The following is a 25,204-nucleotide window of genomic DNA, read 5'->3' on the forward strand; positions in this document are numbered from 1 at the left end:
TACCTAGCTTGCGGACATGTTCTTCACCTACCTGAGGCGCGAACTGCGCCGCCGCAGAAAGGCGGCCCTCGTCGTCGCCTCCGGGCTCGCGCTCGGGATCGCGCTGGTCATCGTGGTCAGTTCCGTGTCGTCCGGCATGGGGAAGGCCCAGGACAAGGTCCTGCAGTCGCTGTACGGACTGGGCACCGACATGACGGTCACCAAGGCCGCCCAGCCGCAGGCCGGTTCGTCGGACCGGCCGCGTTTCCAGTTCGACGCGCAGGACAACGGCTCCGACTCGGAGCAGAGCAGCGACCGGGTGCTGGTGCAGGGGTTCCAGACCCTGTCCACCTCCACGGTCTCCAAGGTCGGCCGGCAGACCGGGGTCTCGGACGCGGTCGGCGGGCTGAGCCTGCAAGTCATCAAAGTGAGTGGGCAGTTCACCCGTGGCCAGTTCCAGCAGGGCCAGAACGGCGGGAACCCGCAGCGCGGCAACGGCGGCGGCACCGGCCGGCCGCAGGGTGAAGTACAGGGCGGCGGCGCCAACTTCGACGTCAACAACTACTCCGTCTTCGGCACCGACGTCACCAAGGCGGCCCTCGGCCCGCTGACCTCCTCCAAGATCACCAGCGGCCGTACGTTCAAGTCGACCGAGACCGACGCCAAGGTCGCCGTCGTCGACTCCGCGTACGCCAAGGAGAAGAAGCTCAAGGTCGGTTCCACCGTCACCGTCAAGAGCGTCAAGTTCAAGGTGATCGGCGTCGCCACCGCGGACAGCGGGGACGCGGCCGCCAACGTCTACATCCCGCTCACCCAGGCGCAGACCCTCAGCGACTCGAAGAACAAGGTCACCACGATCTACGTCAAGGCGACCGACTCGCAGAAGATCGACTCCGTCAAGTCCACCATCCAGAAGAACATCTCGGGGACGACGGTGACGACCTCGGCGGATCTCGCGGACACGGTGTCGGGTTCGCTGTCCACGGCTTCCTCGCTCGCCACGAACGTCGGCAAGTGGCTGTCGATCGCCGTGCTCGTCGCCGCGTTTCTCGTCGCCGGACTGCTCACCTCGTCCGCGGTGTCGCGCCGGGTGCGGGAGTTCGGCACGCTCAAGGCACTGGGCTGGAAGTCGGGGCGGGTGACCGGTCAGGTCGTCGGCGAGGCCATGGTGAACGGCCTGCTGGGCGGGGCGCTGGGCATCGCGCTCGGTCTCACGGGCGCGTACGTCGTCACGGCCATCAGCCCCACGCTGCAGGCGCAGTTGGGCGGCGGCGGTGGAGCCGGTGGTCCCGGTGGCGGGGGTGGCTTCAGCGGTCCCGGTCGCCGGGTGGCCGCCAAGACGCTGGACGTCGCCCTGACCGCCCCGGTCAGCCTGACGACAGTGGCGATCGCGGTCGGCCTGGCGGTGGCGGGCGGTCTCATCGCGGGAGCGTTCGGCGGCTGGCGCGCGTCCCGGCTGCGGCCGGCGGACGCGTTGCGCCGAGTCGAGTAGCGGGCGTCGGCGCGCGGTTCCGGTGCGCCCACGGATGTGCCTCGCCTCGTGATCTCGCGGGTGCGGGAGCGCCGTGGCCGGTCGCGCAGTTCCCCGAGCCCCTGGGTGGGTGCAGACAAAGCATGCCCAGCCGCACCCGCTCAGGGGCGCGGGGAACTGCGCGACCAGCCCCCACCCAGCCGCAGCCGACCACGCACCGCCCCACCCCCGAACCCCACCACCCCAGGAGCTCACCATGTACGAACTCAGAAGCGTCACCAAGCGCTACACCCGAGGCAAGGACACCATCGACGCGCTCGCCGGTGTCGACCTCACCATCGCCGACGGGGACCGTCTCGTCATCCAGGGGCCCACCGGCGGCGGCAAGTCCACGCTCCTGCAGATGCTGGGCGGACTGGACAAGCCCACGGAGGGCGAAGTCGTGCTGGACGGCACCGACCTGGCGAAACTGTCGGAGGCCAAGCTGACCGAGGTCCGCAGCGAGAACATCGGCTTCGTCTTCCAGTCCTTCAACCTCATCCCGACCCTCACCGCCCAGGAGAACGTCGAGACCGCCCTCGTACCCCTCGGCGTGAAGGTGAAGGAGCGGCGGGAGCGGGCAGCCGAGGCCCTGACCTCCGTCGGGCTCGGGGAGCGGCTCACACACCTGCCCTCCGAGATGTCCGGAGGACAGCAGCAGCGCGTCGCCATCGCCCGTGCCCTCGTCAAGCAGCCGAAGGTGCTCCTCGCCGACGAACCCACCGGCAACCTCGACGAGTCGATGCGCGACGAGATCATGGACCTACTCGAACGCATGTGGAAGGAGCTGGGGTTGACCTTCATCATGGTCACCCACGACTCCGCCATCGCGAAAAAGGCCCCCCGCGTCGCCACCATCCGCAAGGGCAGGATCACCGTGAAGGAGAACGCCGCCACCTGAGCGAGCGGCTTCAACTCCCGCTGAACCCGGCGGTCTTGTAACAGACTTTGCTGTCAGGGAGTTGTCTATTGAGGTCGTGATCACCCCTCGGCATACTTCGAACACCGGGGGGTGCACGTATACGCGTGCGAGTCTGCCCCCGCGCGGGTGAACGGGGAATTCACCCGGACCTTCTGCAAGGGGGAATCTTGCGCAGAGAAGTGAAAAGAGCGTGCGCGGCCACGATCGCCACGGCGGCCGCGGTAGCGCTTGCGGCGGGCATGACCAGCCCGGCCTCGGCGGACGCGAAACCGACATCGAGCGTCTCCCAGTCCGACAAGGTGCAGTCGAACAAGGCGCAGCTCGCGCCCAAGCACCGCATCACCCTGATCACCGGTGACCGCGTCGTCGTGGACGCGAAGGGCCGTGTCGTGGGCCTGGAGCCCGCGAAGGGCCGGGAGCACATACCGGTGCAGCTCCGCAAGACCGACGGCCACACCTATGTGCTGCCGTCCGACGTCGTCCGCCTGGTGTCGAGCGGCAAGCTCGACCAGCGGCTGTTCGACGTCACCGAGCTCAACAAGGCCGCCACCCGCAAGTCCCAGAGCAAGGGACTGAAGGTGATCGTCGGCTACAAGGGCGCGGCGAGCGCCACCAAGGCGGACGTCCGGGACGCGGGCACGCTCCGCCACTCCCTGACCTCTCTGAACGCCGACGCGGTGCAGACGCCGAAGGAGGACACGCCCGAGCTGTGGGACGCGGTCACCAACGGCGACAAGACCGCCTCCGGCATCGCGCACGTGTGGCTCGACGGCGTCCGCAAGGCCAGCCTCGACAAGTCCGTGCCCCAGATCGGTGCCCCGAAGGCCTGGGCCAAGGGCTATGACGGCAAGGGCGTCAAGATCGCCGTCCTGGACACCGGCATCGACGCGACCCACCCGGACCTCAAGGACCAGGTGATCGCGGCCAAGAACTTCTCCACCTCCGCCGACGCGACCGACAAGTTCGGCCACGGCACGCACGTCGCCTCCATCGCGGCCGGTACCGGCGCGAAGTCCGGCGGCAAGTACAAGGGCGTGGCCCCCGGCGCCAAGCTGCTCAACGGCAAGGTGCTCAGCGACGACGGCTACGGCGACGACTCGCAGATCCTGGCCGGCATGGAGTGGGCCGCCGAGCAGGGTGCCAACGTCGTCAACCTCAGCCTGGGCGGCGGCGACACCCCGGAGATCGACCCGCTGGAAGCCGAGGTCAACAAGCTTTCGGAGACCAAGGGCATCCTGTTCGCCATCGCCGCCGGCAACGAGGGTGACTTCGGCGACCAGACCATCGGCTCCCCGGGCAGCGCCGCCTCGGCCCTGACCGTCGGCGCGGTCGACGACAAGGACAAGCTGGCCTCCTTCTCCAGCACCGGCCCCGGCCTCGACGGGCAGATCAAGCCCGACGTGACCGCGCCCGGCGTGGACATCACCGCGGCCGCCGCTCCCGGCAGCCTCATCGACAAGGAGGTCGGCGAGAAGCCGGCCGGCTACCTCACCATCTCCGGTACGTCGATGGCGACCCCGCATGTGGCGGGCGCGGCGGCGATCCTCAAGCAGGAGCACCCCGACTGGGGCTACGCCGAGCTGAAGGGCGCCCTGACGGGCTCCGCCAAGGGCGGCAAGTACACCCCGTTCCAGCAGGGTTCGGGCCGTATCCAGGTCGACAAGGCCATCACGCAGAGCGTGATCGCCGACCCGGTCTCGGTGAGCTTCGGCACGCAGCTGTGGCCGCACACCGACGACAAGCCGGACACCAAGCCGCTGACGTACCACAACCTCGGTACGAAGGACGTCACGCTCAAGCTGTCGGCGACGGCCACCAACCCGAAGGGGCAGGCCGCTCCGGCCGGCTTCTTCAAGCTGGGCGCCACCACGGTGACGGTCCCGGCGGGCGGCAAGGCCTCCGTCGACGTCACCGTCAACACCAAGCTGGGCGGCACGCTCGACGGCGCGTACTCGGCGTACGTGACCGCGACGGGCGGCGGCCAGACCGTCCGCACCGCGGCGGCGGTGCAGCGGGAGGTCGAGTCGTACGCCGTCACGCTGACGGTCCTCGACCGTGACGGTCAGCCGACGAAGAACTACTCCGCCAGCCTGGACGCCCTCACGGGCCTCGGTGTCGGCAAGTGGTACATGCCGTACGACGAGGACGGCACCGTCACCATCCGCGTGCCCAAGGGGACGTACTCCCTCAACTCCTCGGTCTACGTCGACGCGGACGTCCCCGCAAAGGGCGTCGACTGGATCGCCCAGCCGAAGCTGAGCGTCACCAAGGACACCTCGCTCACGCTGGACGCGCGCACGGCCAAGCCGGTGGACATCACCGTCCCGGCCTCGGGCGCCAAGTCCGAGTTCGGCATGACGGGTTACGAAGTCGGCGTGGGTGATTCCTCCTTCGGCTTCGCGCAGCTCCTGGACACCTACGAGGGGTTCCGCACCAAGGGCCTCGGTTCGAAGATCACCGACGGTTCGCTGACCCAGACATGGGACGGCCACTGGAGCAACGGCGCCACCGAGCAGTACGACACCACCGGCGGCGGCGTGGTCCAGCAGCTCGCGACCGGTTACACCAAGCACTACAAGGCGAGCGAGCTCGCCAAGGTGAAGGTCAACCTCGGTGCCGCGGCGGGCGGCAAGAAGGGTTCCATCAGTCCGGTCGGTTGGCTGCCCTTCAGCAGCTTCGGGTCCTCGATCGCCATCCCGCAGACCCTGCCCAGCACCCGCACGCTCTACCTGTCCACGCTCAGCGGCGTGAAGTGGGGAATGGACTTCGAGCAGGACAGCGGCGTGGACCCGGACGGCTTCCCGATCGCCGACGCGTACTACTCGCTCGGTGTCCCGCAGTCCTTCAAGGGCGGCAAGTCGTACGCGAAAACCTTCAACACCGCGGTCTTCGGCCCGCATCTCAACGCCGACTTCGGTCTGTACCGCAACGGCAACGAAATCCTCGGCTCCCTCCCGCTGTTCGCGGACAGCAACGCCCACGCCGGTTCCTCGGCGTTCACCTCGGTCAAGACCACGCTGTACAAGAACGGCGTCAAGGTCGGCTCGAACGACGACCCGCTGTTCGGCGAGAAGACGTTCAAGGTCCCGGCCGGCCAGGCCTCGTACAAGCTGACGACCTCGGTCAAGCGCAGTGTCAAGGTCGCGGCGGCCTCCACCCGGATCGACGCCAGCTGGACGTTCTCGTCGAAGAAGACGACCGACTTCACCAAGCTGCCCGCCTCCATGGTCCGCTTCAACGCGGCCACGGGTCTGGACAGCAGGGTCGAGGCCGGCAAGACGGTCAAGATCCCGCTGACCGTCGAGGGCTCCGCCAAGGGCTCCAACCTGAAGTCCCTCGCGGTGTACGTGTCGTACGACTACGGCCAGACCTGGAAGAAGGTCACGGTCTCGGGCGGCAAGATCACCGTGAAGAACCCGGCGAAGGGGAAGGCCATCTCCTTCCACGCCAAGATCGCCGACAAGAAGGGCAACAAGTCGACGATCTCGATCTACAACGCGTACTACGCGAAGTGATCCGCGGGACGCAGTAGTAGTAAGCAGTAAGCAGTAGTAGTCGAAGGCCCGTCGGGAGCAGCTGCTTCCGACGGGCCTTTCGCGTGCCGTCCGGCCGTCAGCCGTGTTTGAGTGGCCGTATGACCACAGAGACCGTCGAGTACATCCGTTACCGCATCCCGGAAGACCGCTCGGCGGAGTTCCTGTCCGCCTACACGCACGCCGCGACCCAGCTGGCGGCGGCGCCGCAGTGCGTCGACTACGAACTGGCGCGCTGCGAGGAGGACTTCGAGCACTTCGTCCTGCGTATCACCTGGACATCCACCGAGGACCACCTGGAGGGCTTCCGCAAGTCGGAGCTGTTCCCGGACTTCCTCGCCGAGATCCGGCCGTACATCGAGAACATCGAGGAGATGCGCCACTACAAACCCACGACGGTCCGCGGCCGGGGCGCCGCGGTCCCCACCCTGTTCACGTGGGCGGGCGGCGCCGAGGCCTTCGGCCGCCTCACCACGCTGTTCTACGAGAAGGTCCTCGCCGACGACCTCCTGGCCCCGGTGTTCGAGGGACTGGCCCCCGAGCACGCCGAGCACGTCGCCCTGTGGCTCGCGGAGGTCTTCGGCGGCCCGACCGCCTACTCGGAGACCCAGGGCGGCCACGGCCACATGGTCGCCAAGCACCTCGGCCGCGGCATCACCGAGTCGCAGCGCCGCCGCTGGGTGAACCTCATCCAGGACGCCGCCGACGAGGCCGGCCTGCCCACCGACCCGGAGTTCCGCTCGGCGTTCCTCGCCTACGTGGAGTGGGGCACCCGGCTCGCGGTCCACTTCTCGGGACCGGACGCCAAGCCGCCCGTGGAACAGCCGGTGCCGAAGTGGAACTGGGGGGCCGCACCGCCGTACCAGGGCTGAGCCGGGTCAGGACCGCGCGGACTCGCCCGCCCTGGTCGCGTCCGCGCCCCAGCTCGCCAGCAGCCGGAGCGCGTCCGCCGACGGGGAGCCCGGTTCCGCGTGGTAGGTGATCAGGGCCTGCTCGGTGCCGTCGGACAGGGGGAACGACTCGAAGTTCAGGGTCAGTTCGCCCACCAGCGGGTGGCGGAGCTGCTTCACGCCGTAGTTCTTCTCCTTGACGTCGTGCGTGGCCCACAGACGCCTGAACTCCTCGCTCTTGACGGAGAGTTCACCCACCAGGGCGGACAGCTGCGGATCGTCGGGATGACAGCCCGCGTCCATGCGCAGATAGCTGACCACGTCGGTCGCCTTCTGCTGCCACGGCACGAACAGCTCGCGGTACTCCGGCCGCAGGAACACCAGCCGGGCCCAGTTGCGGTCCTGCGCGGGCAGTTCCGACCAGTCCCCGAAGACCGCCGCCGCCATCCGGTTCCAGGCGAGGATGTCCGAGCGCCGCCCCGACACGTACGCCGGGACGTCCATCGCGTCCAGCAGCTGCCGGATCGACCCGCGTACCTGCTCGGTCCGCGCGGCCGGCTTCTTCTTGTGCTGCTTGGGCTTCGCCAGATGTGTGAGGTGCGCGTGCTCGGCGTCGGTCAGCCGCAGCGCGCGGGCGATCGAGCCGAGGACCTCCGCCGAGACGTTCCGCCCGTTGCCCTGCTCCAGGCGCGTGTAGTACGCCACGGAGACGCCCGCCAGCTGGGCCAGCTCCTCGCGGCGCAGTCCCGGCACCCTGCGGTGCCGCCCGAAGTCCGGCAGCCCCACGTCCTCCGGCTTCAGCCGGGCCCGCCGGGTGCGCAGAAACTCGCTGAGCTCGGCACGCCGGTCCAGTGAGCCGCTTCCGGGCAGTTCCTCGGCCATATCGTCCATACGTCAAGTATTCACGGTCGTACGCTCGGCATCCTGTCCCCGCCAGTAGTAGGACCAGCGGACGTACGCAAAGCTGTGGCCTGGGTGGATCGTGATTCGTCGGGCAGGGTGTAGAGCGTGCCCGGACGGATGGACAGAAGGCAGCCGGGCACGAACCCCCTCGCTAGGAGAGACACCGGCATGACCACTGTCGCCGCATACGCCGCCCCCGCAGCGAAGGCTCCCCTGGAGCGCACCACCATCGAGCGCCGGGCGGTCCGCGAGCACGACGTCCTGATCGACATCAAGTTCGCCGGCATCTGCCACTCCGACATCCACCAGGCCCGTGAGGGCTGGGGCGAGGCCATCTTCCCGATGGTCCCGGGCCACGAGATCGCGGGCATCGTCTCCGAGGTCGGCCCCGGAGTCACCAAGTACAAGGTCGGCGACCGCGTCGGCGTCGGCTGCATGGTCGACTCGTGCGGTGAGTGCGAGAACTGCAAGGCCGGCTTCGAGCAGCACTGCGTCAAGGGCAACGTCCCCACGTACAACGGCATCGGCAAGGACGGCGAGCCCACCTACGGCGGCTACTCCGAGAAGGTCGTCGTCGACGAGAACTTCGTCGTCCGCATCCCCGAGGGCCTGTCCCTCGACGTCGCTGCCCCGCTGCTGTGCGCCGGCATCACGACCTACTCCCCGCTCAAGAAGTGGGGCGCCGGCCCCGGCAAGAAGGTCGCCGTGATCGGCCTGGGCGGTCTCGGCCACATGGGCGTCAAGATCGCGCACGCGCTGGGTGCCGAGGTCACGGTCCTCTCCCAGTCGCTGCGCAAGAAGGACGACGGCCTGAAGCTGGGCGCCGACCACTACTACGCGACCAGCGACCCGGCCACCTTCAAGGAGCTGGCGGGCTCCTTCGACCTCATCCTCTCCACGGTCTCGGCGCCTCTCGACTTCGGCGCCTACCTGAGCCTGCTCAAGGCGAACGGCGCCCTCGTGAACGTCGGCGCCCCCGAGGAGCCGATCGCCCTGAACCTCTTCTCCCTCATCGGCGGCAGCAAGACCCTCGCCGGTTCGGCGATCGGCGGCATCCCCGAGACCCAGGAGATGCTGGACTTCTGCGCCGAGCACAGCATCGGCGCCGAGATCGAGCTGATCACCGCGTCGGAGATCAACGAGGCGTACGAGCGGGTCGTCAACAGCGATGTCCGCTACCGGTTCGTGATCGACACGGCGACGATCTGACCCACAAGGTGTGAAGGAGGGGCCCCGGTCGTGCACCGGGGCCTTTCGCCGTACGGCACCGGTGTCCTTTCGGCACGGCCGTCCGGTGAGCCCTTCGGCCACGGCTGTCGGCCGGAGCGCTCCGACGCACGGCCGGCGGCCGACGTCCCATTACGGTTCCTTCGGCCTACGGTTCCTTCGGCCCGCCGCCCTCGGCCGAACCCGTCAGCGTACGGCCGTCCGTCGCCCCAGCAGCCACAGCAGGTACGGTCCCCCGACCAGCGAGGTCAGCGCCCCGACCGGGATCTCCAGGGGTGGCAGCAGTGTCCGTGCGGCGAGATCGGCGGCGACCAGCACCAGCGCGCCGGTCAGCGCCGAGCACAACAGGGGCAGCTGGGGCGTCCGGGTCAGCCGCCGGGCCAGCTGCGGCGAGGTCAGCGCGACGAACCCGATGGGCCCCGCGGCCCCGGTGGCGGTCGCGGCGAGCACCACCCCGAGCACGGTCAGCCCGAGCCGCACCCGGTCCACCCGCACGCCCAGCGCGGCAGCGGTGTCCGCGTCGAACCCGAGCGGCCGCGCGGCCCTGCTCGCCCACATCAGGGCGGGCAGACACAGCAGCAGTACGACGGCCAGGGGCCCCGCCTGCTCCCACCCGCGCCCGTTGAGGCTCCCGGTCAGCCACAGCTTGACCTGCTCGGCGGACTCGAGTTCGGAGTCGGCGAGGTACAGCTGCACGACGGCGGACAGCGCGACGCCGATCCCCACACCGGTGAGCACGAACCGACCCGCCTGCATACCGCGCCGCCAGGCCAGCACGTAGACGAGGGCGGCGGCGGCGAGTCCGCCCCCTGCGGAGACGAGGGGCATGGCGCCGGGGGAGGAGACGGCCCCGGTGGCGAGGGCGATCACGGTTGCCGCGGCCGCCCCGTGCCCTACGCCGATCACATCGGGACTGGCCAGCGGGTTCCGGGTGACGGTCTGGACAAGGGCCCCGGACAGGCCGAGTGCGGCGCCCACGAGAGCTCCGAGCACGATCCGGGGGACACGCAGCTCGTTGACGACGAGGTCGTACGGCCCGGTTCCGGTACGGAGGGTGCGCCAGACCTCGGCGGGGGAGACGTACGTCTGCCCGAGGCAGGCGGAGACGCCCATGACGGCGAGAAGGAGTGCGAGGAGGACGAGCGCCACGGCGGCGGACCTGCGGTGGATGAGGAGCGAGACCCGGGGGTGGGGCCGGAGCACGGCCGTCGTTCGGCCGCGGCCCGCGACGGGTACGGTCACCGTGCCCCCCAGAGGCGCGTGGAACCGCGCGACCGGCAACGACGCTCCCACAGCCGCGGGACCACAGGGCGAGGCACCTCCCCGGGCGCGGCCGCTCGCAGAGCACTCATCACGAGACGGCCCCCCGACGCCGTACAAGAACCACCAGCACCGGCACCCCCACCAGCGCGGTCATGACACCCGCCGGCACCTCCGCGGGCGCCCGCACCACCCGCCCCGCCACATCCGCCCCCACCAACAACGCGGCCCCCAGCAACGCCGACATCGGCAGCACCGCCCGGTGTCCGCCCGACACGAGCCGCCTGGCAAGATGCGGCACCGCCAGTCCGACGAACGCGATGGGCCCCGCCGCGGCCACCGCCGCCGCGGTCAGCAGCGTCGCCCCCAGGGCCGCGGCCCCCCGCACCCACGAGACCCGGTGCCCGAGCGCCCGAGCCGTCTCGTCGCCCAGCGCCAACGCGTCCAGCCCCCGGGCACAGACCAGCACCAGCACCGACCCGGCGACGAGGAACGGCAGCATGCGTACGACCGTCCCCGCGTCCCGCCCGCTCAACGCCCCCACCTGCCAGAACCGGAACTGGTCGAGAGTCGTCGAACTCGATGTCAGGACGACGGTCGTGCCCCCGGCCGTCATCGCCGCCAACGCCGTCCCCGCCAGCGCCAGCTTCACCGGCGACGCCCCGCCCCGCCCGCGGGCCGCGATCCCGTACACGAGACAGGCGGCGAGGACGGCCCCCGCGAAGGCGTACCAGACGTACCCGGAGAACCCGTTCGCGAGCCCGAGCCCGATGGCGACCACGACCCCCGCGGCCGCCCCCTGACTCAGCCCGAGGATGCCGGGATCGGCGAGCGGATTGCGCGTCACGGCCTGCAGCGCGGCCCCCGCGACGCCCAGCGCCGCCCCCGCCGTCAGCCCGATCTCGGTCCGCGGCACCCGCAGCGAGCGTACGACCAGCGCGTCCGGCGATCCGCCACCGTGCAGCAGGGCGTCCACCACGGCGGACAGCGGCACCGCCCGCGTCCCGACCGCGAGGCTGAGCAGCCCTGCGGCGGCCACGGCGAGGGCGGCCGCCGACCAGGTGAGACTGCGTGTCACGCGACTACTTGCCGAGGGTGTCGGCGAGTCCGGAGACGACGAGCCGCGCGGCGGACGGCCCGGCGTTGAGGTACCAGGGATCGTCGTCGACCTTCACGGCGTGCCCGGCCCTGACCGCCTTCATCGACTTCCACAGCGGCCCGGCGACGACACTGGCGGCATCCGTCTTGGACGCGTCGCCCTGCACGGCGTAGAAGATCCAGTCCCCGTCGGCCGTGTCGATGCTCTCCGCGCCGATGTCCTGCGAGATTGCCTTGAACCGCTGGGACTTCGGCCGCGACAGACCCATGTCGACGGCGATGGACCCGGTGAAGGAGGAGACGCCGAACATCCGGGTGCGGTCGGGCGTGAAGCGGACCATGGAGACGGCCGGGTCGCCCTCGATCCCCGCACCCTTCTTCTTGGCGTCGGCGACGATCCCGTCCAGCAGCTTCCGCGCCGCCTCGCCCTTGCCGACCGCGTCGCCGACGAGCAGCAGGTCGCGCTTCCAGTTGATGCCGTTGCCCGCGGTGATCACGGTGGGCGCGATCTTCGACAGCTTGGGGTAGAGGTCGCCGAGGGAGTCGTTGGCGAGGATGAGGTCGGGCTCTGCGGCTGCCAGCGTCTCCAGGTTGGGTGCCTGGCGCGTACCCGCGTCGGTGAGGTCCGCGAGCTGCTTCTCGTACCTCGGGAAGGCGTCCGCGAGATAGCCCGGCACGAGCCCGGCGTTGTCGGCGCGGGTGGTGGCCGTGGGGACGATCCCCAGGGACAGCAGGTCGTCGAGCTGCCCGGTGCTGAGCACGGCGATCCTCTTCGGCGCCGCCTCGATGGCCGTCCTGCCCTCGAAGTGCGTGACCGTACGCGGGAAGGTCCCGTCGCCGGCCCGGTCGGAGCCCATGCCGTCGGCGAGGACGCCGGGCGCGGCGGAAGGGCCCTCGGAGGTGCCCGGCACCGGGTTCCGGTCGGCCTTCTCGGTCGTCCCGCCGGTGTCCGACGACGAGCAGCCGGCGAGCAGCCCTCCGACGACGATCGAGGCCAGGACGGCCCGTACTGCTGCTGTACGCACGACTACTCCGAGGAGGCACTGGGGGCTTGCTGCTTATTAAGGCAAGCCTTACCTTAACTGGTCGCGGAGTAGGGTCTGTACGAGGAGGTAGCGATGACCGTTCAGCTGAACCACACCATCGTCGCCGCACACGACAAGCACGCCTCGGCCCGCTTCCTGGCCGACGTCCTGGGACTGACCGTGAGCCCGCAGTACGGCCCGTTCGTCCCGGTGGAGATCCCCAACGGCGTGACCCTCGACTACATGGACACGACCGACGACATCACTCCGCAGCACTACGCGTTCCTCGTCTCCGAGGACGACTTCGACACGATCTTCGCCCGTGTCCGCGAGGCGGGCCTGACGTACTGGGCTGACCCCTTCCACCACCGCCCCGGCGAGATCAACCACAACGACGGAGGCCGGGGCACGTACTTCGACGACCCGGACGGCCACCGGCTGGAGATCCTCACGCGGCCGTACGGCAGCGGGGGCTGACGGTCCTGGGGGCGTGGGCGTGTGGGGCGTGGGCCCGGGGGGCCTTGGTCACAGGCCGGACGCGTTCGGGGACAGCCACTCGGTGAACCGTCCGCGCAGCCGCTCACGTTCCTCGGGCGAGGTGAGAAGGACATCCGCACCGCCGTCGTAGGGATGGTGGATCCGCCGCATCCCGACGTCGGTGACGAACACCCCGGCCAGTACGTCGTCGGCGACCTCCCGCAGGATGGGGTCGACACAGCCGCGTCGCCAGGGCCGGCGATCCGCGTAGAGATGCGTGTACGTCTCGGCACGGCCGTGGTCGTCCTCGTCGACCAGGGTCAGCCAACGAACCCCTTCCGGGTGCACCTCCCGCCGCCGCTCCGCCGGTTCGCGCCCTCCGCGCTCCCAGGACCACCCCACGGTCACGACGTACACCTCACCTCCGCCGAACAATTCGCCCAGTACGGCGTTGTACCGCTCCAGTACGACGGCGTACTCCTCCTCGGTCACCGGGTAGCGCTTCGACCCGGGCAGGCTGTGCACGCGCACCCAGCGCTCGGGGTGCCGGGTGCGCAACTCGTGGGCGACGGGAGGGCCTTGAGACCACCGCCGCCTCCACAGCGCGGACAGGTGCTCGGGGTCGACGGCGGAGGTCACCGGCGCAGCTGGTCCAGGAGGTCGGGCTCGGTCGGGTAGGGGCGTTCCGGGGGCAGCAGTTGGGTCGCGGAGGCCAGGTCGTCGGCTCGTACGAGGGCGTGGATTTCGTGGGCGAGTGGAGTCACGTCGTCGATGGAGACGATCCATTCGTCCGCGTAGCGCTTGACGGCTTCGCCCGCGAGACCGAGTTGGAGGGACCGGTAGGGAAGCTGCTGGAGACGCAGGTCCCGTTCGGGGTCCCACTGGACGCGGGCCGGCGATCTGCGCAACCGGCGTTTCCAGTCGGCCTGGTCGGCGTGGAGACCGGGGGAGTAGTGGGACAGACATGCGTTGCGCAACGCCCAGGCGAAGCCGTCTCGACTGATCTCGACCGCCAGGACCGTTTCCTGCCCCTCCTTCATGCCCCAGCCGCAGCGGTACATCATCCAGAGGAACGACGGCTTGATCCACGTCATCCGGTCCCGCTTCCACACGGCGGGGAAGCGGCCCTCGCGTGCGGCGGGCAGGCCGATCTCCGGCGCGTACGCCTGGTACACGGTGATCGTGGACTCGGTGTGCAGTGCGCGGATTCCCCGCGGTTGCGGTTCTTGCATGGAGTACAGGGTGGGCGGAACAGGAGCCCCCTGCCAGCGAATTACGGACTCGGCGGACGGGTCCACAGGGTCACGTCGCTGCTCGTCGCGACGGCGAGGGTGCGACCGGAGGGGGAGAAGCCGACGGCCCGGAGTTCGGAGTAGTGGGAGTGGAAGATGTGCCACCACTGTTCGCCGTGCGGGTCGGGGTAGGGCATGCCGCTGTGGTGGGAGAGCAGGACACGTTCGTTCGGCCAGGCCGGGGCGACGACCTCCACATGCCAGCCGCCGGTCGCCGTGCTGTGGAGCCCGCCGCCGTACAGCCCGGCGATGTGCACCCTGCTTCCGTCGATCGGTCCGAGGCCCGGGCAGGTCAGATCCGAGGCCGTGTCAGGCGTATCGCTCTCGGGATCGGGGTCCCGGTCCCGGTCCCGAGCGATCCGCTCCCCGGTGACGGCGTCGAAGAGACCGTGACCGTCGGTCGAGACGACCATCACCAGGTCGTTGCCGCTGTCCGGGTGCGTCGCGAACCCGATGCCGAGTAGTCCGCCGACGGCGGCGCGGCTCTGGAAGACCGGCTGCCAGGGAGCGGGCGCGGGCACCACGGGCACGGCGAGCAAGCGGTCACGCAGGTTCTGCTGATACGGCGAGAGTGCGGTCACCTCGCCATGATCTCCTGCCCCACCCGCTGGGGACGTCCGCCGAACCGGGGCGGGGGCGGGGGCGGGGGCCGTCCTACGGTCGTCCGGGGATCGTCCGCCGGCCGGTCAGGCGAGCGTCCTACGACCGGCGGGGCGATCGGCCTCTCGGGCTGGGGGACGGCGTGGGTGGTGGGGTGATGCGGCCGGTCGGGCGGCGGGGTGATGTGGCTTCTCGGGCCGGGGGACGGCGTGGCCGGTGGGTGGTGGGGCGGCGTGGCCGGGCGATCGACGCGACCGCGGGATCGCGGGACCGCGGACCGACGTGGCCGCGCGACCGCGGAACGACGTGGCCGGACGGCCGGGTCGGAATCGTGCGGAGCCCTCGTGCGTTGAGGGGGGTGGGCACAGGATGCCGTTGGTGTGCGAGCAGAGTGGCCCGCCCGAATGACCGAGCCGACAGACAGGGAGGGCCGCAATGGCCGCGCAGACACAGAGGGCCGTGCTGGCGGGCGGATGCTTCTGGGGCATGGAGGAGCTGATCCGCCGACTTCCGGGCGTGACGGCCACCCGGGTGGGATACACCGGAGGCGACGTGCCGAACGCGACGTACCGCAACCACGGCACACACGCGGAGGCCATCGAGATCCTCTTCGACCCCGAGAAGACCGACTTCCGCACGCTCCTGGAGTTCTTCTTCCAGATCCACGACCCGAGCACCAAGAACCGCCAGGGCAACGACATCGGCCTCAGCTACCGCTCGGCGATCTACTACGTGGACGACGAGCAGAAGCGCATCGCCGAGGACACCATCGCGGACGTGGACGCCTCCGGCCTGTGGCCCGGCAAGGTCGTCACCGAGGTGGAGCCGGTCGGTCCCTTCTGGCAGGCCGAGCCCGAGCATCAGGACTACCTCCAGCGCTACCCGGACGGCTACACCTGCCACTTCCCGCGCCCGGGATGGCGGCTGCCCGCCCGCGCCGAGGGCTGACCGGCAGGGTCAGCGCGACGGCACGAGCCCGCTGTCCAAGCGTGTGGGTGCGCCCCCTGGCCGGGGGCGCACCCACTGTCCGTCCGCCGGTTACCGGGTGCCGTTCTCGGCGAACGTCCACACGGCACGGCTGCCCGGGCCGACCGACAGGGTCGAGTTGCCGATCTGCTCCACGTGCCGGTCCTTCACAGGCCGGTTGAGTGACATCTCGACCCGCTGCAACCCCGCCCGCTCGCGCGGGACGACGTCGAACCGGATCGTGGTGCCACCGCCCTGCGCGACGACGCCACCACCCGCCACGCCCTTGACGGCGAACCCGCCGGCCCGCAGCAGCGGCACGGTGTCGGCGAGGTCGCCCTCCGTGACCGCGAAGCGGACAGAGGTCACGTCCCGCATCAGGTGGGTGCGGTAGTCGTCGGACAGGACACGCTCCCGGCCGACGTCACCGGGGAAGCTCGCGGGCTCGGTGTTGCTGCGAGGATCGGCGAAGTACTCCGGCCGGTACTCCATCGCCCAGGCGTTGAAGGCGTCGTACTCGGTGGCGGTGAGGACGGCGTCGAACCACGGCACGGGTACACCGTCACCGAAGTCCCGGGTCTGGAGGAACTCGATGGGGTCGGCGACCCCCTCGCTCCTCAGTCGCTCGGTGACGGTCGCCAGGTCCCCGTCCCGTTCGCTGGACAGACCCAGCCCGCCGGAGCCGAACGTGCCGTCCGGGCCGGAGATGTCACCGACTCCGAACAGTTCCAGGTAGGTCTCGCGGCCCATCAGATAGCGGCCGGTCCAGGTCTGCCCGCCGGTACCGGTCGTGGTGCGGACCTGGAAGTTGGCGAACTCCCTCAAGTAGTCGGAGTGTTCGATCGCGTCGGCGGTCTCCCGGTCGAGAACCCCGTAGGAGTGGTTGTAGAACAGCAACTGCCGGTCGGACGAGGACAGGCCCTCATCGGCCTGCGCCGTCCCTACGGCACCCCCGATCGCTGCGGCGAGGGCCGCAGCGAGCACGACGATCATCCGTAATATCCGCGGAATCATCATGCGGGCGATCGTAGGACGGGGCCGCCGCGGCCGCTGTCCTATTTCAACGAGGTCGAAATGTTTGACACCTGGCGTTCGGCGGTGACTGTGGCGCCCCTCGAGCCATGCGCCGGACTCCGACGAGGGAACGGCGCTGCGTCTCGGCCTGGCTGACGCACGCGTCGAGCAGGACGACTTCTTCTGCCCGGGCCAGGCGCATACGCCCTCGGCGCGCCCAGCTGCTGGTGCTTGCTTCCCAGCGGCTCACCACTCACGTCCAGTTCGACCGTCGCGCAACCACATCCGCCCGGCGGCAGTGACTCAGCCATCCGCCCTCACCACACCGACCGGGCAGGACACCCCGGTCCCGCCGGGCCCGTGCTGCCATCTGGCCTGTGGACCCGGCGTCGGTGTTTTGACGATCGGCACATACGGCGAGGGCGACGCCGGGAACGGCAACCGTCCGGATGCCCCGTCTCCACTGATCTGACCCCAGGTCGGGCTCTTGAGCCGCAGTGACCAGTTCAGCTGAGACCTTCGGCGTCTCGACTGTGAGAGCGACGAGCGAGTCGACCCGGCCGCCACGGTCGCTCCCACGAGCAGGTGTCAGGACGGTGAGCTGGTTGTCGGCCGATCTGCGGTAGGGGTGTTGCCGGGAATAGCCTGGAGAAGAGCTGCACCGGGATGGCGCGGACCCTGTGAAGGGGAGGTAGAGCCATGTCCTGGAATCTGAACGGCACATATCTGGAGAGCTGCAACTGCAACGTGGTGTGCCCCTGCACCACCTCGGGCCTCACCGCACCGGCCGACCACGAGCGCTGCCAGGTGACCTTGGCGTTCCACGTGGACAGCGGGAACGTGGACGGCGTGGACGTCTCCGACCGCAGCGTCGCCGTTTTCATCGACGCGCCCCGCGTGATGGCCGACGGTGGCTGGCAGGTGGCGCTGTACCTCGATGCTTCGGCTGACGACGGCCAGGCGGAGGCGCTGGGCAAGGTCTTCTCCGGCCAGGCCGGCGGGCCGATGGCGGCGCTCACCCCGCTCATCGGCGAGGTCCTCGGGATGGAGCGCGTTCCCATTGGCTACCGCGACGACGGCCGCCGCCACGCCGCGCGGGTGGGCGACACCATCGACATCGAGATCGAGGACCAGGTTGCCCCTCAGTACGGCGAGGACGGTCCGGTCATGAGCCTGACCGGCATGTTCCACCCGGCGAACAGCACGCTGACCATTGCCCGGTCCACCCGGGCGACGGGTGACGGCGTGTACGGCCGATCCTGGGACTTCTCCGGCGGCAACGGACACTCGGCGCCCTTCACATGGTCCGCGTGACCGGTCGGCCGGTCACCCTCCGCCGCGGGGCGAGTCCTGCCGGACTGCTGCTGCTCGCGGCGGCTGCCGCCTGGGTCTGGGTGGTGACACGCTGGGGCGGCATGGAGGCGATGCCGGGCACAATGGGCCTGAGCCTGCCCGCTTTCCTGGCCGTGTGGACGCTGATGATGGCTGCGATGATGCTGCCCGCCACTGCGCCCGTCGGCGCGCTGTACGCACGTACCATCACCCTGCACCGAACTCCGCGCATGGTCGTTTTCACGGTCGGCTACCTGCTTGTCTGGGCCGCGGCCGGGCTGCCGGTGTACGGGCTGGCCGTCGGCCTGGGCCGAGTGGAGTACCTCCCCGCTTCGGCAGGGACCGCAGTGGCCGCGACGCTGTTCGCGGTCAACGGTGTCTACCAGCTCACGCCCCTCAAAGACCGCTGCCTGGCGAGGTGCCGCTCGCCGATCGCGCTGATGCTGCGCTACGCCTCGTACGCAGGGCCCTCGCGCGATCTGCGCGCGGGAGCCCATCACGGGGCCTTCTGCCTGGGCTGTTGCTGGTCGCTGATGGTGCTGCTGGCGGCGTTCGGCGTGATGAACCTGTGGGCCATGGTGGCTCTGACCGCCGTGATCACCACCGAGAAGCTGGCTCCGGCCGGTCATCTGGTGGCTCGTGTCGTGGGGATCGCCTCGATCGCCCTGGCCGTCGCCGTCTTCTGGTTCCCGGCGCTGGCTCCGGGCCTCACGGGTGGCGGTATGGCCGGGATGTGAGGGCGGACAAGTGCCCGCGCAAGATCCCACGCCGGGCGGGCACATGAAGGTCCGGCTCACGAGGCCGCGGAGGGTCCTGTTTCGCCACGGGGAACCATCCACTCGCGGCAATGATCGGTCGGACAGGCTCCTACGGCCGTGGCACCCTCATGAGTGATCGGCCGCACGGCCGAACGCGCGGGACGCGAAGAGAGTCACTGCCTCGTGGCGTCCGGGCCCGGAGCGATACCCGTCGGGCAAGACGTTCCCCAGCTCGTCCCGGACGGGTCACTCAGCTTGACCCCGTCCCGCCGATTCCGCAGTAACCGGCCGGGTTCTTGTCGAGGTACTGCTGGTGGTACCCCTCCGCCGGATAGAAGGGGCGGCCCTGCGCGGGCAGGATCTCGGTGGTGATCGTGCGGTGGCCCGACGCCGTGAGGGCCCGCTGGTAGGCGGCGCGGGAGGCCTCGGCCACCGCCGCCTGCTCGGGGGTGTGGGTGTGGATCGCCGAACGGTACTGGGTGCCTACGTCGTTGCCCTGGCGGAAGCCCTGGGTGGGATTGTGGGACTCCCAGAAGGTCTTCAGGAGGCGCTCGTACGAGATGAGGGCGGGGTCGAAGACCACGCGGACCGCCTCGGTGTGACCGGTGAGGCCCGAGCAGACCTCCTCGTACATGGGGTGCTCGGTGTGGCCGCCCTGGTAGCCGACCAGGGTCGTCCAGACGCCCACCGGAAGCTGCCAGAACTTGCGTTCGGCGCCCCAGAAGCAGCCCATGCCGAAGTCCGCGATCTCGTAGCCCTCGGGATAGGGGCCGAGCAGCGGGGTGCCGAGCACGGTGTGCCGGTCGGGGACCGTGAACGCCGGCTCGGAACGCCCCTGCAGAGCCTGCTCGGGGGTGGGCAGGACGGGCGTACGGCCGAACAGCATGACGCGGGCTCCTTCAGTCGTGCGTGGCGGGCAGGGGTGCGTGCCGGGCAGGGGTGCGTGGCGGCCCCGGGGACAACGCTGCCGCGTGGGTCCGCATTCCGACGGGACCGGCGGCGAGAATGGGGCCCGGGTGTCACTGCGCCAGCGTCGCCGGGCTCCCCCCGTTCGCCTCGTACCCCGCCACCGCCAGCGCCCGGTATATCGCGAACTCCGCGGCCGGGTCGGCGGACAGGGTCCAGGGCAGGGCGCCGACGTGGCCGTCGATGTGCACGAGTTGGCTCATGGCCTCCGACCAGCGTTCGCCGCGCACCAGGAAGAAGACCAGCAGGTGGCGGACATGGGCCAGCATCGGATCGTCCGCGCGGGCCGAGTGCACCGCGTGCAGCGCGCCGTGGATCGCCTTGGTCACGACCTCGCTCCGGTAGAAACCGCTGACCAGGTTGACCTCGGGAAGGTGCTCGAAGACCGCGAACAACGGCATCGCGGCGAGCAGCGAGCCGTGCGGGGCCCGGGCGGCGGCCGCCTCCGCGAAGTCGTACGCCAGTTCCCGCGAGCCGTGCCACTTCTCGCACCAGTAGTGCAGTGCGGCCAGATTCGCCCCCATGTGGTTCGGTGCGCGATCCAGGATCTTCAGCCACAGCTGCTCGAACTCCGCCTGCGAATAGGCCAGTCCACGCGCCACGGAGAGCTCGATGAGGTACGGGACGGGATCCCCGGGTGCCAGCAGTGCAGCCTCACCGCAGGCCGCCCTCGCCTCCTCCATGATGATCCGGAACTCGTCCGTGCCCGGCGTCGACGTCCGCCACGCCTGCTGCACCAGGAACTCCGCGTGCACCGCCGCGCCGCCCGCGTCCTTGGGCTGCTCGATCCGCCACACCCGCAGCCACTGTCCGCCCGGCGTCTCGCTGACGCCGCCCGGCCGCTGCCGCAGCTCCAGGGAGGCGGCCCCGGCGAAGGCCTGCACACGCTGCCAGCGCAGCTCGCCCTCCCGCTCGGTGCCCGCCAGGAGTTGGGCGGCGGCCTTGTAGTCCTGCGTGCGCTGCACCAGGTCCAGGACGTCCAGCAGGTCCTGGTCGGGGCCGGGCATGCGGATGTCCAGCTCCTCCTGCCGTACGAAACCGTAGTCCGCCGGGTCCGCGGCGTCCGGGTGGCCCGCCGGGACCTGCTCGATCCCGCCCCGCCCGCGCCGCAGGAACGGAAGCAGCACGAAGCCCAGCAGGACCGCCGCCATCAGGACCCAGAGAATCTCCATGCCCCAAGAGTTCCAGACGCCGCCGACAATTGCCCAACCCGGTCCGTGCCCTGTGGAAAACTCCCGGACCGGCCCGGACACCCTGGGGAAAACCTGCCGGACCGGCCCGAACACCTGGGGAAAACCCTGCCGTACGGCCGTCGGGAGCCCGTCGTCCGTCATCGGTCCGCCGGGCGGACTACCCTCGGAGCCCATGAGCGACAGGCACATCAGTCAGCACTTCGAGACCCTAGCGATCCACGCGGGCAACACCGCGGACCCCCTCACGGGCGCGGTGGTCCCGCCGATCTACCAGGTCTCGACCTACAAGCAGGACGGCGTGGGCGGTCTGCGCGGTGGCTACGAGTACAGCCGCAGCGCCAACCCCACCCGCACCGCCCTGGAGGAGAACCTCGCCGCCCTCGAAGGCGGCCGCCGGGGCCTCGCGTTCGCGTCCGGACTGGCGGCCGAGGACTGCCTGCTGCGTACGCTGCTCAGCCCCGGCGATCACGTGGTCATCCCCAACGACGCGTACGGCGGCACGTTCCGCCTCTTCGCGAAGGTCGTCGCCCGCTGGGGTGTCGAGTGGTCGGTCGCCGACACCAGCGACCCGGCCGCCGTACGGGCCGCCATCACCCCGAAGACCAAGGCCGTGTGGGTGGAGACCCCCTCCAACCCGCTGCTCGGCATCACCGACATCGCCGCCGTCGCCCAGGTCTCCCGGGACGCGGGGGCCAAGCTCGTCGTCGACAACACCTTCGCGACGCCCTACCTCCAGCAGCCCCTGTCGCTCGGCGCCGATGTCGTCGTGCACTCCCTGACCAAGTACATGGGCGGCCACTCCGACGTCGTGGGCGGCGCCCTGGTCACCGCCGACGAGACGCTCGGCGAGGAGCTGGCGTACCACCAGAACGCGATGGGCGCGGTCGCCGGGCCCTTCGACTCCTGGCTGGTGCTGCGCGGCGCCAAGACGCTGTCGGTGCGCATGGACCGGCACAGTGAGAACGCCACGAAGATCGCCGACATGCTGACCCGGCACGCGCGCGTGACGCAGGTGCTCTACCCGGGCCTGGCGGAGCACCCCGGCCACGAGGTCGCGGCCAAGCAGATGCGGTCCTTCGGCGGCATGGTCTCCTTCCGGGTGGAGGGCGGCGAGGAGGCGGCCGTCGAGGTCTGCAACCGGGCGAAGATCTTCACTCTGGGGGAGTCCCTGGGCGGTGTCGAGTCGCTGATCGAACACCCCGGACGGATGACGCACGCGTCCGTGGCGGGCTCGGCTCTCGAGGTCCCCGCCGACCTCGTACGCCTGTCCGTGGGCATCGAGAACGTCGACGACCTGCTGGAGGACCTCCAGCAGGCGCTGGCCAGGTAGTCCGGGCTCACCAGCCCGTCATCGGTGGAGTCGTCGTCGACGGCGGCTCCACCCAGGGGCGCGCGGTCAGCGCCCACACCACGAACGCCACACTCGCCGCGAGCAGCAGCAGCCACATGAGCCGGCGCGCCACGGACCGGCGCCGCAACATGCGCGATCCCCGCCGCACGACATCCCCGTACAGGTCCGCCGGCACCTGTGGCGTCCCCTGCTCCATGAGCTGCCGCACGGCGGCCTCGCGCTGGGTCCGGTTCACACGCGCCTCCCGGGGCTGTCCGGGTGTCCCATGACACGGCCACCACTTCCGGCCCGCTCCCTCATGACGCTGCCACCTTCGCCTTCACCACGGTCGGTGCGTGCCCGCGCGGAGGGTGCAGCAGCGTTGCCGTCGCCCGGTCGCAGATCGTGCGGACGCGTTCCGTCGGCAGGCCGAGCAGGGCCGCAGCCTGTTCCTCGGCCACACCCTCGTACAGGCGCAGCACCAGGACCAGCCGTTCCTGCGGGGCCAGCCGGGACAACGGGCCGGCGGGTTGGCCGCGGCCGCGGAGCAGGACGCCGTGGCGGCGCCACGCCCCGTGCGCGAAGCGCAGGGCGAGGTACTGGCGGGCCCGGTCGTAGGGGTCCTCGCCGCGCAGCCGGTCCCAGCACGCGTACGTGTGGGCGAGCGCCAGCGTGAGCAGACGTCGCGCGCGCGGATTGTCGTCCGGCGGCTCCGCCGTCAGGAGCGTCGCGGTGTGCAGCAGCCGCCCGGACGCGCCCGCGACGAACGCTTCGAACTCCCGAGCCCGACGCGTGCCCTGGGACGCCTGCCGTTGCCGCACCGCACCTCCCCGCCGCGGATGGCCGTACGACGGCTTCGTACGACCACGAGGACCCAGAGGACCTGGTCTCATATGAGGCCCGGCGCGGCCGTCCGGTCAAGAGGCGCGGCGGTACAGGCGTGCGTGCCTAGGAGGACTGCGCCTCAGGTCCCGGGACGCCCTGCGCGGCCATCCGGGAGGAGAGCGCGGTGTTGAAGCGTGTGAGGAGCGTGCAGAACGCCTCGCGCTCCTCGGGCGCCCAGTCGTGTGTCAGCTCGGCCATCAACTGACGCCGTGAGGATCGCACTTCCTCCAGCCGAGCCTGCCCGCGCGGGGACAGCTGGAGGACCACCGCGCGTCCGTCCTCGGGGTGCGAGGTGCGCTTGACCAGGCCGGTGTCGACGAGCGGCGCCACCTGCCGGGTGACCGTCGACGAGTCGATCCCCATGCTCGCCGCGAGCGCCTTGACGCCCATCGGACCTTCCTTGTCGAGCCGGTTGAGCAGCAGGTACGCGGCGCGGTCCATGGAGTTGCGCACCTGCCCCACCCCGCCGAGCCGGGTCTGTTCGGCACGACGGGCGAAGACCGCCACCTCGTGCTGCAGGGTGTCGAGAAGACCGGTGTCACCGACGGTCGTCATGTCCATCGACATTCCAGGTGTTGTGGGCATGGCCGGAGGCTCACTTCATGAAGGGGGAGCTGGATTGGGGGACAGAGTACGCGGCTGGAAGGCGGGCCGTACCAGCGCTGCGCAAACCCGTCTCGGACGTTGGTCACAGCGCGAGCACGCGCATGTGAACTGCGAGACTTGAGGCATGGACTACCGCAAGGCCCACCCCGTGCCGCCGGTGACGCTCGACGACGTGCGCGGCGCGCAGAAGATGCTGTCGGGCGTGGCGCGGACGACCGCGATGGAGGGCAGCCGCCATCTGAGTCAGCTGGTGGGCGCGCCGGTGCACTTCAAGTGCGAGAACCTCCAGCGGACGGGGTCGTTCAAACTCCGCGGCGCCTACGTCCGGATCGCCGGGCTGCTGCCCGAGGAGCGGGCCGCGGGTGTCGTGGCCGCGAGCGCCGGAAACCACGCACAGGGCGTCGCGCTGGCGTCCACGCTGCTCGGCGTGCGCTCCACGGTGTTCATGCCCAAGGGCGCCCCCCTGCCGAAGATCAGCGCCACCAGGCACTACGGCGCGGAAGTGCGCCTGCACGGCCAGGTGGTCGACGAGACGCTGGCCGCCGCGCAGGAGTACGCGGCCGAGACGGGCGCGGTGTTCATCCACCCCTTCGACCATCCGGACGTCATCGCGGGCCAGGGCACGGTCGGTCTGGAGATCCTGGAGCAGTGCCCGGAGGTGCGCACGGTCGTCCTCGGGATCGGCGGCGGCGGACTCGCGGCCGGCGTCGCGATCGCCGTGAAGGCGCTGCGGCCCGACGTGCGGATCGTGGGCGTGCAGGCGGCGGGCGCGGCCGCGTATCCGCCCTCGCTGGCGGCCGGGCACCCGGTGTCGATCGAGAACCCGGCGACGATGGCCGACGGCATGAAGGTGGGGCGGCCCGGGGACGTGCCGTTCGGGATCGTGGGCGAGCTCGTGGACGAGGTCCGCACGGTGACCGAGGACGAACTGTCCGCCGCGCTGCTGCTGTGCCTGGAGCGGGCCAAGCTGGTCGTGGAGCCCGCCGGGGCGAGCCCGGTCGCCGCCCTGCTGAGCGACCCGGAGGCCTTCGAAGGGCCGGTCGTCGCCGTGCTGTCCGGCGGCAACGTCGACCCGGTGCTGCTCCAGCGGGTCCTGCGGCACGGCATGTCCGCACAGGGCCGCTACCTCGCCGTCCGGCTCCGGCTGACGGACCGGCCCGGTGCCCTCGCGACGCTTCTCGGGGTGTTGTCAGTGGTCGACGCTAATGTCCTGGACGTGAGCCACGTCCGGACCGATCCACGGCTCGGGCTCGCGGAGGCGGAGGTGGAGCTGCACCTGGAGACGAAGGGTCCCGAGCACTGCGCCGAGGTCGGCCGAGCCCTGCGGGAGTCGGGCTACACGGTCATCGACTGAGGTCAGGACCCCTCCGGGCACAGGAGTCACTCTTTCGGGTAAGTCCATTGAGAGACGCGATACATCGCGTTATGGTGTGTCTCG

Annotated in this window: 24 protein-coding genes; 11 read left to right on the plus strand and 13 right to left on the minus strand. The window is 70.4% G+C overall.

The features are described 5' to 3' along the window. The first annotated feature begins 16 nt into the window (after positions 1–16). The 4 genes from ABZT93_RS02690 to ABZT93_RS02705 all read left to right on the plus strand — a co-directional run bounded on the left by ABZT93_RS02690 (position 17) and on the right by ABZT93_RS02705 (position 6,816). Positions 17–1,471, plus strand: a complete 1,455-nt coding sequence (locus tag ABZT93_RS02690; RefSeq protein WP_356097759.1) for an ABC transporter permease — start codon at positions 17–19, stop codon at positions 1,469–1,471. 235 nt (positions 1,472–1,706) lie between these two features. Beyond that, complete coding sequence (locus tag ABZT93_RS02695) at positions 1,707–2,390, plus strand: ABC transporter ATP-binding protein (RefSeq protein ID WP_356097762.1); 684 nt, start codon at positions 1,707–1,709, stop codon at positions 2,388–2,390. Positions 2,391–2,590: 200 nt separating this feature from the next. Beyond that, positions 2,591–5,926, plus strand: a complete 3,336-nt coding sequence (locus ABZT93_RS02700) for a S8 family peptidase (RefSeq protein ID WP_356098453.1) — start codon at positions 2,591–2,593, stop codon at positions 5,924–5,926. 119 nt (positions 5,927–6,045) lie between these two features. Continuing rightward, entirely contained in the window at positions 6,046–6,816 is a 771-nt protein-coding gene (locus tag ABZT93_RS02705; RefSeq protein WP_356097765.1) for an antibiotic biosynthesis monooxygenase, read from the plus strand. Positions 6,817–6,822: 6 nt separating this feature from the next. Here ABZT93_RS02705 and ABZT93_RS02710 read toward each other — a convergent pair whose 3' ends face one another. Continuing rightward, on the minus strand, positions 6,823–7,725 hold the full coding sequence (locus ABZT93_RS02710; protein ID WP_356097768.1) for a helix-turn-helix transcriptional regulator: 903 nt from the start codon (positions 7,723–7,725) through the stop codon (positions 6,823–6,825). Between the two features lie 180 nt (positions 7,726–7,905). On the opposite strand from ABZT93_RS02710, the gene ABZT93_RS02715 reads away from it, so the two are divergent. Continuing rightward, positions 7,906–8,946 (plus strand): NAD(P)-dependent alcohol dehydrogenase, encoded by a 1,041-nt coding sequence (locus ABZT93_RS02715; RefSeq protein WP_356097771.1) that lies wholly within the window; start codon positions 7,906–7,908, stop codon positions 8,944–8,946. 204 nt (positions 8,947–9,150) lie between these two features. Here the strand turns inward: ABZT93_RS02715 and ABZT93_RS02720 are convergent, their stop codons facing one another. The 3 genes from ABZT93_RS02720 to ABZT93_RS02730 all read right to left on the minus strand — a co-directional run bounded on the left by ABZT93_RS02720 (position 9,151) and on the right by ABZT93_RS02730 (position 12,347). Next, a complete protein-coding gene (locus ABZT93_RS02720; protein ID WP_356097774.1) occupies positions 9,151–10,206 on the minus strand; it encodes an iron ABC transporter permease in 1,056 nt (351 codons plus the stop codon). Between the two features lie 109 nt (positions 10,207–10,315). Continuing rightward, positions 10,316–11,302, minus strand: coding sequence for an iron ABC transporter permease (locus tag ABZT93_RS02725; protein ID WP_356097777.1), 987 nt, complete (start codon positions 11,300–11,302; stop codon positions 10,316–10,318). A 4-nt stretch (positions 11,303–11,306) separates the two neighbouring features. Continuing rightward, on the minus strand, positions 11,307–12,347 hold the full coding sequence (locus tag ABZT93_RS02730; protein ID WP_356097780.1) for an iron-siderophore ABC transporter substrate-binding protein: 1,041 nt from the start codon (positions 12,345–12,347) through the stop codon (positions 11,307–11,309). 93 nt (positions 12,348–12,440) lie between these two features. Here ABZT93_RS02730 and ABZT93_RS02735 point away from each other — a divergent pair, with 93 nt between their 5' ends. Beyond that, positions 12,441–12,824, plus strand: a complete 384-nt coding sequence (locus tag ABZT93_RS02735; protein WP_356097783.1) for a VOC family protein — start codon at positions 12,441–12,443, stop codon at positions 12,822–12,824. 48 nt (positions 12,825–12,872) lie between these two features. Here the strand turns inward: ABZT93_RS02735 and ABZT93_RS02740 are convergent, their stop codons facing one another. Genes ABZT93_RS02740 through ABZT93_RS02750 form a run of 3 tightly spaced genes read right to left on the minus strand, consistent with a single transcriptional unit; the run spans position 12,873 to position 14,697 of the window. Further along, positions 12,873–13,463 carry a hypothetical protein gene (locus tag ABZT93_RS02740; protein WP_356097785.1) on the minus strand — a complete coding sequence of 197 codons (591 nt, stop codon included), beginning with the start codon at positions 13,461–13,463 and terminating at the stop codon, positions 12,873–12,875. After that, entirely contained in the window at positions 13,460–14,056 is a 597-nt protein-coding gene (locus ABZT93_RS02745) for a DUF4291 domain-containing protein (protein ID WP_356097788.1), read from the minus strand. Before ABZT93_RS02745 ends, ABZT93_RS02740 begins: the two co-directional genes overlap by 4 nt. 41 nt (positions 14,057–14,097) lie before the next feature. Next, the gene (locus ABZT93_RS02750) at positions 14,098–14,697 is read right to left on the minus strand and encodes a hypothetical protein (protein WP_356097790.1); all 600 of its coding nucleotides are present in this window, start codon (positions 14,695–14,697) and stop codon (positions 14,098–14,100) included. A gap of 454 nt (positions 14,698–15,151) precedes the next feature. On the opposite strand from ABZT93_RS02750, the gene msrA (ABZT93_RS02755) reads away from it, so the two are divergent. Continuing rightward, complete coding sequence (gene msrA / locus ABZT93_RS02755) at positions 15,152–15,664, plus strand: peptide-methionine (S)-S-oxide reductase MsrA (RefSeq protein ID WP_356097793.1); 513 nt, start codon at positions 15,152–15,154, stop codon at positions 15,662–15,664. Positions 15,665–15,754: 90 nt separating this feature from the next. On the opposite strand, the gene ABZT93_RS02760 is transcribed toward msrA (ABZT93_RS02755), so the two are convergent. Further along, positions 15,755–16,675, minus strand: coding sequence for a DUF5829 family protein (locus ABZT93_RS02760; protein WP_356097796.1), 921 nt, complete (start codon positions 16,673–16,675; stop codon positions 15,755–15,757). Positions 16,676–17,395: 720 nt separating this feature from the next. Here ABZT93_RS02760 and ABZT93_RS02765 point away from each other — a divergent pair. Together ABZT93_RS02765 and ABZT93_RS02770 are read left to right on the plus strand one after the other, a co-directional pair. Then, positions 17,396–18,010: a DUF1326 domain-containing protein gene (locus tag ABZT93_RS02765; protein ID WP_356097798.1), complete on the plus strand. Its 615-nt coding sequence runs from the start codon at positions 17,396–17,398 to the stop codon at positions 18,008–18,010. Next, a complete protein-coding gene (locus ABZT93_RS02770) occupies positions 17,998–18,765 on the plus strand; it encodes a DUF2182 domain-containing protein (protein ID WP_356097801.1) in 768 nt (255 codons plus the stop codon). The genes ABZT93_RS02765 and ABZT93_RS02770 overlap by 13 nt, the downstream gene beginning before the upstream one ends. Before the next feature lie 271 nt (positions 18,766–19,036). Here ABZT93_RS02770 and msrA (ABZT93_RS02775) read toward each other — a convergent pair whose 3' ends face one another. Both msrA (ABZT93_RS02775) and ABZT93_RS02780 read right to left on the minus strand, forming a co-directional pair. Further along, a complete protein-coding gene (msrA, locus tag ABZT93_RS02775; RefSeq protein ID WP_356097804.1) occupies positions 19,037–19,672 on the minus strand; it encodes a peptide-methionine (S)-S-oxide reductase MsrA in 636 nt (211 codons plus the stop codon). Positions 19,673–19,805: 133 nt separating this feature from the next. After that, positions 19,806–20,924 (minus strand): hypothetical protein, encoded by a 1,119-nt coding sequence (locus ABZT93_RS02780; RefSeq protein ID WP_356097806.1) that lies wholly within the window; start codon positions 20,922–20,924, stop codon positions 19,806–19,808. Between the two features lie 193 nt (positions 20,925–21,117). Between ABZT93_RS02780 and ABZT93_RS02785 the strand changes: the two genes are divergently transcribed. Beyond that, the gene (locus tag ABZT93_RS02785) at positions 21,118–22,275 is read left to right on the plus strand and encodes a cystathionine gamma-synthase (protein ID WP_031043532.1); all 1,158 of its coding nucleotides are present in this window, start codon (positions 21,118–21,120) and stop codon (positions 22,273–22,275) included. Positions 22,276–22,282: 7 nt separating this feature from the next. On the opposite strand, the gene ABZT93_RS02790 is transcribed toward ABZT93_RS02785, so the two are convergent. The 3 genes from ABZT93_RS02790 to ABZT93_RS02800 form a co-directional block, all read right to left on the minus strand. Beyond that, positions 22,283–22,531 (minus strand): hypothetical protein, encoded by a 249-nt coding sequence (locus tag ABZT93_RS02790; protein WP_356097809.1) that lies wholly within the window; start codon positions 22,529–22,531, stop codon positions 22,283–22,285. A 61-nt stretch (positions 22,532–22,592) separates the two neighbouring features. Then, complete coding sequence (locus ABZT93_RS02795) at positions 22,593–23,096, minus strand: sigma factor-like helix-turn-helix DNA-binding protein (protein WP_356097812.1); 504 nt, start codon at positions 23,094–23,096, stop codon at positions 22,593–22,595. A gap of 127 nt (positions 23,097–23,223) precedes the next feature. Further along, a complete protein-coding gene (locus ABZT93_RS02800; protein ID WP_356098455.1) occupies positions 23,224–23,727 on the minus strand; it encodes a MarR family transcriptional regulator in 504 nt (167 codons plus the stop codon). Positions 23,728–23,890: 163 nt separating this feature from the next. Between ABZT93_RS02800 and ilvA the strand changes: the two genes are divergently transcribed. After that, the gene (gene ilvA / locus ABZT93_RS02805; protein WP_356097815.1) at positions 23,891–25,120 is read left to right on the plus strand and encodes a threonine ammonia-lyase; all 1,230 of its coding nucleotides are present in this window, start codon (positions 23,891–23,893) and stop codon (positions 25,118–25,120) included. Positions 25,121–25,204 lie beyond the last annotated feature (84 nt).

The organism is Streptomyces sp. NPDC005303 (assembly GCF_040607335.1).
Classification (GTDB): Bacteria; Actinomycetota; Actinomycetes; order Streptomycetales; family Streptomycetaceae; genus Streptomyces.